Genomic DNA, 12,072 nt, shown 5'->3' with positions numbered 1-12,072 from the left:
ACTGCGCCATGCACAACAACAATAACGAGCTGACGCTCAGTGCCCCGCTCAGCGGGCCGGTATTGCCCCTGCGCGATGTCCCCGACCCGGTGTTCGCCAGCGGCGCCATGGGCGACGGGATTGCCATCGACCCCCTCAACGACACCCTGCACGCGCCCTGTGCCGGCCAGGTGATCCAGGTCGCACGCACCGGCCATGCCCTGACCCTGCGGGCCGCCAACGGCGCCGAACTGCTGCTGCACCTGGGCCTGGACACCGTCGAACTGCAAGGCGAAGGCTTTGCCTTGCTGGTGGAGGAAGGCCAGCAAGTCAGCGCCGGCCAGCCCCTGCTGTGGGTCGACCTGGACCATGTGGCGCAACACTGCAGGAGCCTGATCAGCCTGCTGATCCTGACCAATGGCGAAGGGTTCGAGCTGCGCCCCCTGGCCCGGGACAAGGTCAAAGTGGGCGAGCCCTTGCTGCACATCACCCGACGCATCAATACCCAGGCGCAGGGCTCATCACAGGCCGCGTCCCAGGCGGCACCCGATGAGCAGGCCAGCGCCAGGGTCAAGGTCGCCCATCACGGCGGCCTGCATGCTCGCCCCGCCGCCCTGGTGCGCCAGGCAGCGGCAAACTTCAACAGCCGCTCCCAGTTGACCTTCAAGGGCCAGAGCGCCCCCTGTTCCAGCCTGATCGCCCTGCTGGGCCTGGGCATCGGCGAACAGGATGAGGTGCTGGTCAGTTGCCAGGGCGCCGATTGCCAGGAAGCCTTGCAAGCCTTGCTCAAGACCCTCGGCACCCCGCTGGCAACCGCGACTCATGCCCGCAATGCGGCGCCTGCTCAGGTCCTCGAGCGACCGATCGAGGACGGTATGCTGCAAGGTGTCTGCGCCGCCCCAGGGCTGGTTTGCGGTCCGCTGTTTCGCCTCTCGGCCATGGAACTGCCGGAAGATCCGGGCCAGCATCCGCCCGCGCCCCAACGACAGGCCCTGAGCACGGCCCTGGACAAGGTCCGCGGCGATGTCCAGCACACCCTGGAACAAGCCAGGCAGCGCCGGGACCAGGACGAACAGGACATCTTCAATGCCCATCTGGCCCTGCTCGAAGACCCGACCCTGCTGGACGCCGCCGACCAGGCCATCGCCCAGGGCCAGGCCGCCACCCACGCCTGGAGCGCGGCCATCGCCGAGCAGTGCCTGGTGCTGCAACAGCTGGGCAACCCGCTTCTGGCGGAGCGTGCCAATGACCTGCGCGACCTGCAGCAACAGGTGCTGCGCGCCCTGCTGGGGGAAGCCTGGCACTACGAGCTGCCACCCGGGGCCATTGTCGCCGCCGAGGAGTTGACCCCGTCCGACCTGCTGCAACTCAGCGCCCAGGGCGTGGCCGGGCTGTGCATGGCCGCCGGCGGCGCCACCTCCCACGTGGCGATTCTCGCCCGGGGCAAGGGCCTGCCCTGCCTGGTGGCCCTGGGTACACCGTTGCTGGGCCTCGACAACGGCCAGCACGTGGTGCTCGATGCCGACGCCGGGCGCCTGGAACTGGCCCCGGACTCGCAACGCATCGAACAGGTGCGCCAAGCCCATGAAACCCGTCGGCAACGGCGCCAGCAGCAACAGCAGCACGCCCACGCCGCCGCCCTGACCCGGGACGGCCGGCAGATCGAGGTGGCCGCCAATGTCGCCTCCAGCGCCGAAGCCCGGGACGCCCACCAGAGCGGTGCCGATGGCGTCGGCCTGCTGCGCACCGAATTTCTCTTCGTCGATCGCCACACCGCCCCGGATGAGGCCGAGCAACGCCAGGCCTATCAGGCCGTGCTGGACGCCATGGGCGACAAGCCGGTGATCATTCGTACCATCGACGTCGGCGGCGACAAGCAACTGGATTACCTGCCGCTGCCGGCGGAGGCCAACCCGGTGCTCGGCCTGCGGGGCATTCGCCTGGCCCAGGCCCGGCCGGAACTGCTGGATCAGCAATTGCGCGCATTACTCCAGGTGAGCCCCGTGGGGCGCTGCCGGGTGATGCTGCCCATGGTCACCGAAGTGGCCGAGCTGCTGCATATCCGCCAGCGCCTGGATGCCCTGGCCGGCGAGCGGGGCCTGACCCGGCGCCCGGAGCTGGGGGTGATGATCGAAGTCCCGGCCGCCGCGCTGATGGCCGAGCAACTGGCGGAGCACGCCGACTTCCTGTCCATCGGCACCAACGACCTGTCCCAGTACACCCTGGCCATGGACCGTGACCATGCCGGGCTGGCGGCCCGGGTCGATGCCCTGCACCCCGCCTTGCTGCGGCTGATCGCCCAGACCTGCGCCGGCGCCCAGCGCCACGGACGCTGGGTCGGGGTGTGCGGCGCCCTGGCATCCGATCCCCTGGCCACTCCGGTGCTGATCGGCCTTGGGGTCAGCGAGCTGTCGGTCAGTGCGCCCCAGGTGGGCGAGATCAAGGAGCGGGTACGCCAGCTGGACGCCGCCGAGTGCCAGCACCTGGCCCAGTCGCTGCTCAACCTTCCCGGCGCCGCCGCAGTCCGTCAGGCCTGTGCGCAGCATTGGCCTCTGCACCCATAACAAGAACTCCCGGAGAGACGCCATGTACCAGTATTTCATCGAGGGCCTGCAACGCCTCGGACGGGCACTGATGCTGCCCATCGCCATCCTGCCCATTGCCGGCCTGCTGCTGCGCCTGGGTGACACCGACCTGCTGAACATCGCGATCATCCACGACGCCGGGCAGTCGATCTTCGGCAACCTGGCGCTGATCTTCGCCATCGGCATTGCCGTAGGCTTTGCCAAGGACAACAACGGCACTGCCGGGCTGGCCGGGGCCATCGGCTACCTGGTGATGATCTCGACCCTCAAGGTGCTCGACGCCAGCATCAACATGGGCATGCTCGCCGGGATCATCAGCGGCCTGATGGCCGGCGCGCTGTACAACCGCTTCAAGGACATCAAGCTGCCGGAGTACCTGGCATTCTTCGGCGGCCGGCGCTTCGTGCCCATTGCCACCGGTTTCACCGCCGTGGGCCTGGGGGTGGTGTTCGGCCTGATCTGGCCGCCGATCCAGCACGGCATCAACAGCTTCGGCCAACTGCTGCTGGAGAGCGGCAGCTTCGGCGCCTTCGTCTTCGGCGTGTTCAACCGGCTGCTGATCATCACCGGCCTGCACCACATCCTCAACAACATGGCCTGGTTCATCTTCGGCAGCTTCACCGACCCGGCCACCGGCGCGGTGGTCACCGGCGACCTGACCCGCTACTTCGCCGGCGACCCCAAGGGCGGCCAGTTCATGACCGGGATGTTCCCGATGATGCTGTTCGGCCTGCCCGCCGCCTGCCTGGCCATGTACCGCAACACCCCGCCGGAACGGCGCAAGGTGATGGGCGGGATTTTCCTGTCCATGGCCCTGACCTCGTTTCTCACCGGGGTCACCGAGCCCATCGAGTTCGCCTTCATGTTCCTCGCACCACTGCTGTACCTGGTGCACGCACTGCTCACCGGCATGGCCATGGCCCTGACCAATCTGCTGAACATCCACCTGGGCTTCACCTTCTCCGGCGGCGCCATCGACATGGCCCTGGGCTGGGGCCGTTCCACCAACGGCTGGAAGGTGTTTCCGGTGGGGCTGCTGTACGCGGTGGTGTACTACCTGGTGTTCGATTTCTGCATTCGCCGTTTCAACCTGAAGACCCCGGGCCGTGAAGACAGCCCTGCCGGTGAGAAGGCCGAGCTCGGCAGCGAGCAACGCGCCGACGCCTATATCCAGGCCCTGGGGGGCGCCGGCAACCTGATCACCGTCGGCGCCTGCACCACCCGCCTGCGCCTGGAACTGGCCGACCGCAACCGCGCCTGCGATGCGCAACTCAAGGCCCTGGGCGCCATGGCCGTGGTGCGCCCGGGCAAGGGCGGCAGCCTGCAGGTGGTGGTCGGCCCGCTGGCCGACAGCATTGCCGATGAGATCCGCCAAGCCTTGCCGCTGGCCACTGGGGAGCACTCCGGCGTCGCCGCCGCGCCCGATGACGAACCTGTGCCACCGGTGCACATTGGCGAACAGGAAGCCCGGCATTGGCTCGCAGCCCTTGGCGGCGCAGGCAACCTGTTGCAGCTGGACTGCGTAGCCCTGACCCGCTTGCGCGTCAGGGTCGACGACAACCGCGCCCTCTCGGAACCGGCACTCCAGGCCCTGGGCTGCCGGGGCTTGCGCCACCTGCAGGGGAATGTCTGGCATGTGCTGATCGGCGAAAAGGCCACGGGGCTCAACAGTGCCCTGCAACCCCTGCTGGACCCGCGCCAGGTCGGCGCTAACGCCTGAGGCGCAGGCGCCTCGCCAGCCTGATGCAGCCTGCGGCTGGCGCTCGCTCCCTGGGCATAAAAAAGCCCGCTGACCGTTTCCGGTTCAGCGGGCTTTTTGTCTGTGGATAGCTTCAGAACGTTTCCAGGCGCCACACCTCATAGGCCGGCGTCTCGTAGGGATGGCTCTGCTTGAGGGCCATCACCACACTGCGGATCAGTTCATCGGCCACCACCAGCTCGACCTTCCACTCCTCCACATGCTCCACCAGGCCGGTCTGCCCGAGAAACGGCTGGCTGCCGTCCAACGGGCGGAACTGCCCCTGGCCGAGCACCTGCCAGGCGCACTGGTCATAATCACCGATTCGGCCGCCACCGGCGGCGAACACGGCATTCTTGACCTGCTCCACATGGCTGGGAGGCACGAAGAAGCTGAGCTTGTACATCAGCCTCAGTTCACCCAGACGCGAGCGTTGCGGAACATGCGCATCCACGCCGCATCTTCGTTCCACTCTTCCGGACGCCAGGAGTTCTGCACGGCACGGAACACTCGCTCAGGGTGCGGCATCATGATGGTGACGCGGCCGTCGCGGCTGGTCAGGCCGGTGATGCCCCGTGGCGAACCGTTCGGGTTGGCCGGGTAACGCTCGGTGACCTTGCCATGGTTGTCGACGAAGCGCAGGGCCACGCAACCGGACAGATCGGCTTCCAGCAAGGCTTCCTCGCTCTCGAATTCCGCATGGCCTTCGCCGTGGGCGATGGCGATCGGCATCCGCGAACCGGCCATGCCCTGCAGGAAGATCGAGTTCGACTCCTGAACCTGGACCATCGCCACCCGGGCCTCGAACTGCTCGGAACGGTTACGCACGAAGTGCGGCCAGAACTCGCTGCCCGGGATCAGCTCGTGCAGGTTGGACATCATCTGGCAACCGTTGCACACACCCAGGGTGAAGGTGTCGTTGCGCTCGAAGAAGCCCTGGAAGGCATCGCGGGCGCGGCTGTTGAACAGCGCCGATTTGGCCCAGCCTTCACCGGCACCCAGGACGTCGCCATAGGAGAAGCCGCCGCAAGCGACCATGCCCTTGAACTCGTTGAGGTCGACCCGACCGGCGAGGATGTCGCTCATGTGCACATCGATCGCGTTGAAACCGGCACGATCGAACGCTGCAGCCATTTCCACCTGGCCATTGACGCCCTGCTCACGCAGGACCGCCACCTGGGGACGCACGCCCTTCTTGATATAAGGCGCGGCGATGTCCTGGTTGACGTCGAAGCCCAGCTTCACGCTCAGGCCCGGGTTGTCTTCCTCCAGCAGCACGTCGAACTCTTGTTCGGCGCAATCGGCGTTGTCCCGCAGGCGCTGGATCTGGTAGCTGGTCTCGGCCCACTGGCGTTGCAGCAAACGACGCTCACCGGCAAACACGCTTTCGCCGTTGAACTCGATATTGATGTGACCGTTGTTGACCGGCTGGCCGATCACCGCCACGCAGTCGCCCAGGCCGGCAGCGCTGAACTGGGCCAGTACGTCCGCAGTGGCATCCTGGCGAACCTGGATCACCGCGCCCAACTCTTCGTTGAACAGGATCGCGGCGATTTCCGCGGACGTTTCCGCCAGGCCGTCGAGGTTCAGGCTCAGGCCGCAATGGCCGGCGAAGGCCATTTCCACGGTGCTGACCAGCAGACCACCGTCGGAGCGGTCGTGGTAGGCCAGCAGGTGACCGTCGGCGTTAAGGCCCTGGATCACCGCAAAGAAAGCCTTGAGGTCTTCGGCGTCGTCGACGTCCGGAGCCTGCTTGCCGAGCTTGCCGTGGGTCTGCGCGAGAATCGAGGCGCCCATGCGGTTCTGTCCGCGACCGAGGTCGATCAGGATCAGGTCGGTGATGCCCTTGTCCATGCGCAGCTCTGGGGTCAGGGTCTGACGGATGTCCGCCACCGGGGCGAAACCGGTCACGATCAGCGACAGCGGCGAGGTCACGCTCTTGTCTGCGCCTTCATCGCTCCAGCGGGTGGCCATGGACATCGAGTCCTTGCCCACCGGAATGGTCAGGCCCAGCTCAGGGCACAGCTCCATGCCGACCGCTTTGACGGTGTCGTACAGGCGCGCGTCTTCACCTGGGTGACCGGCAGCGGACATCCAGTTGGCCGACAGTTTGATGTCGGAGATCTTGTTGATCCGCGAAGCGGCGATGTTGGTCAGGGTTTCGCCGATGGCCATGCGGCCCGAGGCCGGAGCGTCCAGCAGGGCCAGCGGAGTGCGCTCGCCCATGGCCATGGCTTCGCCGGTGTAGACGTCGAAGCTGGTGGCGGTGACGGCAACGTCAGCCACCGGGACCTGCCACGGGCCGACCATCTGGTCACGGGCCACGAGGCCGGTGATGGTGCGGTCGCCGATGGTGATCAGGAAGCTCTTGCTGGCCACGGCCGGGTGATGCAGGACGCGCTCGACGCTGTCGGCGATGTCCAGGGTCGACGGATCGAAATCGTCGCCCAACTCGTTCTCGCGAACCGCCGAGCGGTGCATGCGCGGGGCCTTGCCCAGCAGCACTTCGAGGGGCATGTCCACCGGGCTGTTGCCGAAGTGGCTGTCAGTCACGGTCAACTGCGGCTCGGCAGTGGCTTCGCCGACTACCGCGAACGGGCAGCGCTCGCGCTCGCAGATGGCTTTGAAGCGCTCGAAATCGGCCGCGCCCACCGCCAGCACATAACGCTCCTGGGATTCGTTGGACCAGATCTCGTGGGGCGCCATGCCCGGCTCGTCATTGGGAATATTGCGCAGCTCGAAACGCCCACCACGGTCGCCATCGTTGACCAGCTCGGGGAAGGCGTTGGACAGGCCGCCGGCACCCACGTCGTGGATGAAGCTGATGGGGTTCTTGTCACCCAATTGCCAGCAACGGTCGATGACCTCCTGGCAGCGGCGTTCCATTTCCGGGTTTTCGCGCTGTACCGAAGCGAAGTCCAAGTCGGCCGAGCTGGTGCCGGTGGCCATCGAGGAAGCAGCGCCGCCGCCCAGGCCGATCAGCATGGCCGGGCCACCGAGGACGATCAGCTTGGAGCCGACCTCGATCTCGCCCTTCTGCACGTGTTCGGCACGGATGTTACCCATGCCGCCCGCCAGCATGATCGGCTTGTGGTAACCGCGAACCTCGTCGCCACGGGGGGTGGTGATCGACTGCTCGAAGGTACGGAAGTAGCCGGTCAGGGCCGGACGGCCGAATTCGTTGTTGAACGCGGCGCCGCCCAGCGGGCCTTCGATCATGATGTCCAGCGCGGTAACGATGCGCTCGGGCTTGCCGTAAGGCACTTCCCACGGCTGCTCGAAACCCGGGATCTGCAGGTTGGAAACGGTGAACCCGGTCAGGCCGGCCTTGGGCTTGGCGCCACGACCGGTAGCGCCTTCGTCGCGGATCTCGCCACCGGAGCCGGTGGAAGCACCCGGGAATGGGGCAATGGCGGTCGGGTGGTTGTGGGTCTCGACCTTCATCAGGATGTGCACAGGCTCCTGTACCGCGCCGTACTGGCGGGTCTCAGGGTCCGGGAAGAAGCGACCGGCAACGTTGCCCACGATCACCGAGGCGTTGTCCTTGTACGCGGACAGCACACCTTCACTGTGCATCTGGTAGGTGTTCTTGATCATGCCGAACAGGGATTTTTCCTGGCTCTGGCCGTCGATGTCCCAACTGGCGTTGAAGATCTTGTGGCGGCAGTGCTCGGAGTTGGCCTGGGCGAACATCATCAGTTCGATGTCGTGGGGGTTGCGCTTGAGCCCCTGGAAGGCGTTGACCAGGTAGTCGATCTCGTCTTCGGCCAGGGCCAGGCCCAGCTCGACGTTGGCCTTCTCCAGGGCTGCGCGGCCACCACCGAGGAGGTCGATGGCGGTCAGCGGCTTGGGCTCGGCGTGGCTGAACAGGCCGGCAGCCTGGTCCAGGTTGGCCACCACGATCTGGGTCATGCGGTCGTGCAGCAGGTCGGCGATCAGTTGCGCGTCGGCATCGCTGAATTCTCCGGCCACATAGAAGGCAATACCGCGCTCCAGGCGCTGGATCTTGCTCAGGCCGCAGTTGCGGGCGATGTCGCTGGCCTTGCTCGACCAGGGCGAGATGGTGCCGAAACGCGGCAGGACCAGGAACAGGCGACCTGCAGGTTCTTGTACCGGAACGCTGGGGCCGTACTTCAGAAGGCGCGCTAGCACCTGCTGTTCGTCGCCGGTCAGGACGCCGGTAACCTCGGCGAAGTGAGCGAATTCAGCATACAGGCCACTGACAGCCGGGATCTTCTGGCTCAGTTGCTCAAGGAGTTTGCTGTGGCGAAAGGCAGAAAGGGCAGGAGCGCCGCGCAGGATCAACATCTTCGGGACAGCCTCGGGAAGGGGGTGTGCTTTGAGGCCGTGCATTCTAACGTAAACCGCTGGCATCGGCACCCGAAACCCAATCCCGGGTGCCTCCGAATGTCGGCCTGGCCCCCTCGCCCTATAACAAAGGCTCATCAGGGTCATTTCGCCGGGTTATTTCAATTGTCACATGAAGGGCGCAAGCCCCATTCTTGAGGCCTCCAGAGCCACTCGCCGATCGCTAGCAGACAAGCCCTTCGCTGTCGAGATATGGCGGCCGTTGTCCTTTGCGTATACTGCGCCAATGTTTTCCCCTATGGCTTTACGTCCGCGCTGCGCCAAATGGCTCATCGTAACCGGACTCTTCCTGATGCTCGGCGCCTGTGTTGAAAAACCCAGCACCCTGGAGCGCGTAAAGGAGGATGGCGTGCTGCGGGTGGTCACCCGCAACAGCCCCGCCACCTACTTTCAGGATCGCAATGGTGAAACCGGCTTCGAATACGAGCTGGTGAAACGCTTCGCCGATGATCTGGGGGTCGAGCTAAAGATCGAGACCGCCGACAACCTCGACGACCTGTTCGACCAGCTGGGCCAACCCAAGGGCCCGGTCCTGGCTGCCGCCGGCCTGGTGAGCAGCGAGCAGCGCAAACAGCAGGTGCGGTTTTCCCACCCCTACCTGGAAGTCACCCCCCAGGTCATCTATCGCAACGGCCAGTCACGCCCCACCACGCCACAGAACCTGGTGGGCAAGCACATCATGGTGCTCAAGGGCAGCACCCACGCCGAGCAGCTGGCGGAACTGAAACTCAAGTACCCCGGCATCGAATACGAAGAGTCGGACGCCGTCGAGGTGGTGGACCTGCTGCGCATGGTCGACGAAGGACAGATCGACCTGACCCTGGTGGACTCCAATGAGCTGGCGATGAACCAGGTGTACTTCCCCAATGTGCGGGTGGCCTTCGACCTCGGTGACGCCCGCAGCCAGAGCTGGGCAGTGGCGGCCGGCGAAGACAACAGCCTGCTCAACGAAATCAACGCCTTCCTCGACAAGGTGGAGAAGAACGGCACCCTGCAACGCCTGAAGGACCGTTACTACGGCCACGTCGACGTGCTCGGCTATGTCGGTGCCTACACCTTCGCCCAGCACCTGCAGCAGCGCCTGCCCAAGTACGAGAAGCATTTCAAGGCCTCGGCCAAGCAGGAGAAGCTCGACTGGCGCCTGCTGGCCGCCGTCGGCTACCAGGAATCGATGTGGCAGGCCGAGGTGACCTCCAAGACAGGCGTGCGCGGGCTGATGATGCTGACCCAGAACACCGCCCAGGCGATGGGCGTGTCCAACCGCCTGGACCCCAAGCAGAGCATCAGCGGCGGGGCCAAGTACCTGGCCTATATCAAGGAACAGCTGGACGACAAGATCGAGGAACCAGACCGTACCTGGTTCGCCCTCGCCGCCTATAACGTCGGCACCGGCCACCTGGACGATGCCCGCAAGCTGGCGGAGAAAGAAGGGCTGAATCCGAACAAGTGGCTGGATGTGAAGAAAATGCTGCCGCGCCTGTCGCAGAAGCAGTGGTACAGCAAGACCCGCTATGGCTATGCCCGAGGCGGTGAGCCGGTGCATTTCGTGGCCAACATCCGGCGTTACTACGACATCCTGACCTGGGTGACCCAGCCGCAGCTGGAAGGCGATCAAGTCGCCGAAGGCAATCTGCACGTGCCCGGGATCGACAAGACCAAGCCGCCAGAACAAACCCCGCCACTGTGAAACCGCTCACGCCCTGTTGATAGCTGCCGCCGCCGGAACAGCGGCGGCTCGAACCGCTGCAGGCTCCAGCGCCTGCAGCAATCTGTCGCCATCTGCCTGCGGCGACTGCCGAGTAGCCTTGCCTCAGGCCTTGGCAGCGGCCAGGATCAGCGCCTTCATCTCGGCTACTGCGCCCTTGAAACCGACGAACAATGCATGGGCCACCAGGGCGTGGCCGATGTTCAACTCATTGATGCCGTTGATCGCCGCCACCGCCTCGACGTTGTGGTAATGCAGGCCGTGGCCGGCATTGACGATCAGGCCCTGGGCCAGGCCCACCGCCACACCGTCGACGATGCGCTGCAGTTCGTCCGCCACTTCGCTCGGGGTCTGGGCATCGGCGTAACGCCCGGTGTGCAGTTCGATGGCCGGTGCACCGACCCGTTTCGAGGCTTCGATCTGGCGCTCGTCGGCGTCGATGAACAGGGACACCTCGGAACCGATTTTCGACAACCGCTCCACCGCGGCCTTGATCCGTGCCTCTTGTCCGGCGACGTCGAGGCCACCTTCGGTGGTCAGCTCCTGCCGGGTTTCCGGCACCAGGCAGATGTGCGCCGGGCGGATGCGTTCGGCAAAGGCCATCATTTCCTCGGTGACCCCCATCTCGAAGTTCATCCGGGTCTGCAGCACGTCCTTGAGCACCAGTACGTCGCGCTCCTGGATATGCCGGCGATCTTCGCGCAGGTGCACGGTGATGCCGTCGGCGCCCGCCTCTTCGGCGTCCAGCGCTGCCTTGACCGGATCAGGGTAACGGGTGCCCCGGGCCTGGCGCAGGGTGGCAACGTGGTCGATGTTCACGCCAAGAAGAATGCGATTGCTGGTGGTCACGGAAGCGCTCCTGAAAAAATGAAGATTCGGCGCACAGCATACGGGCAGCGCAGATTTTGTACGAGAACTCAGCGCACCCGGCATCAGCCCGGCAGGCGGCGGGAGGGTGGCGTTAGCTGCGCACCTCAGGGCTTGCGAAACAGCTCGCGGCTCACCAGGGGGCGACCGCCCAGGTGCACGGCCAGGGCCTGACGCATCAAGCGCTTGGCCGCCGACAGCGCACCAGGCGCGCTCCAGTCGGCTTCGGCCATGGCCAGCAGCTCGGTGCCGTTGAACAGCCCCGGCTGCAACAGGAACACCTGCTCCAGCCCGGCATCCACCTGCAACCGGTACAGGCCGTCGGCGGCGATGGGCGCGCCATGGATGTCGCTGTCCAGGGCAAAGCCGTAGCCCAGGTCGTCCAGCAGCCGCCACTCAAAAGCCCGCAGCAAAGGCTCCAGGGGACGGCCTTCAGCCAGGGCCAGCAAAGTGGCAGCGTAATGCTCGAACACCGCCGGGTGCGGGTCTTCCGCCGGCAGCAGGCGAATCAGCAGTTCGTTCAGGTAGAGGCCGCTGAACAGCGCCTCGCCATTGAGCCAGGAAGCGATCCCTGCGCTCTCCATGCGCCCGACGTTCTTCAGCTCCCCGCGCCCGCGAAACTCGACTTCCAGGGGCACGAAGGGCCGCGCCAAGGTCCCGGCCTTGCCCCGGGCACTGCGCAGCACGGCACGCAGGCGGCCTTGAGGGGTGAGGAAGTCCACCAGGGCGCTGCTTTCGCGGTAGGCGCGGCTGTGCAGGACGTAGGCGAGTTGGCCGACTGGGGCGTTGCTGGACATGGTTGCGGGGGATCTCAGGGCAAGAGAGGGAAC

7 protein-coding genes are annotated in these 12,072 nt (G+C 65.7%); 3 read left to right on the top strand and 4 right to left on the bottom strand.

The features are described 5' to 3' along the window. Positions 1 to 8 precede the first annotated feature (8 nt). Together ptsP and nagE are read left to right on the top strand one after the other, a co-directional pair. Complete coding sequence (gene ptsP, locus ACZ5BO_RS06750; protein ID WP_464698872.1) at positions 9 to 2,543, top strand: phosphoenolpyruvate--protein phosphotransferase; 2,535 nt, start codon at positions 9 to 11, stop codon at positions 2,541 to 2,543. Positions 2,544 to 2,565: 22 nt separating this feature from the next. Then, positions 2,566 to 4,284, top strand: coding sequence for an N-acetylglucosamine-specific PTS transporter subunit IIBC (gene nagE / locus ACZ5BO_RS06745; protein WP_464698870.1), 1,719 nt, complete (start codon positions 2,566 to 2,568; stop codon positions 4,282 to 4,284). Positions 4,285 to 4,396: 112 nt separating this feature from the next. On the opposite strand, the gene ACZ5BO_RS06740 is transcribed toward nagE, so the two are convergent. Further along, positions 4,397 to 4,708, bottom strand: a complete 312-nt coding sequence (locus tag ACZ5BO_RS06740) for a YqfO family protein (RefSeq protein ID WP_025127541.1) — start codon at positions 4,706 to 4,708, stop codon at positions 4,397 to 4,399. Positions 4,709 to 4,713: 5 nt separating this feature from the next. Next, entirely contained in the window at positions 4,714 to 8,610 is a 3,897-nt protein-coding gene (purL, locus tag ACZ5BO_RS06735) for a phosphoribosylformylglycinamidine synthase (protein WP_025127540.1), read from the bottom strand. Between the two features lie 286 nt (positions 8,611 to 8,896). Between purL and mltF the strand changes: the two genes are divergently transcribed. Then, positions 8,897 to 10,357, top strand: coding sequence for a membrane-bound lytic murein transglycosylase MltF (gene mltF, locus ACZ5BO_RS06730; protein ID WP_025127539.1), 1,461 nt, complete (start codon positions 8,897 to 8,899; stop codon positions 10,355 to 10,357). Positions 10,358 to 10,480: 123 nt separating this feature from the next. On the opposite strand, the gene pdxJ is transcribed toward mltF, so the two are convergent. Beyond that, positions 10,481 to 11,224: a pyridoxine 5'-phosphate synthase gene (gene pdxJ, locus ACZ5BO_RS06725; protein ID WP_025127538.1), complete on the bottom strand. Its 744-nt coding sequence runs from the start codon at positions 11,222 to 11,224 to the stop codon at positions 10,481 to 10,483. 125 nt (positions 11,225 to 11,349) lie between these two features. Continuing rightward, entirely contained in the window at positions 11,350 to 12,039 is a 690-nt protein-coding gene (recO, locus tag ACZ5BO_RS06720) for a DNA repair protein RecO (protein WP_025127537.1), read from the bottom strand. Between the last annotated feature and the right edge of the window lie 33 nt (positions 12,040 to 12,072).

It is taken from the genome of Pseudomonas sp. FFPRI_1 (assembly GCF_055384485.1).
The sequence above is the reverse complement of the archived record's forward strand: the minus strand, read 5'-3'. Positions and strand labels throughout refer to the sequence as shown.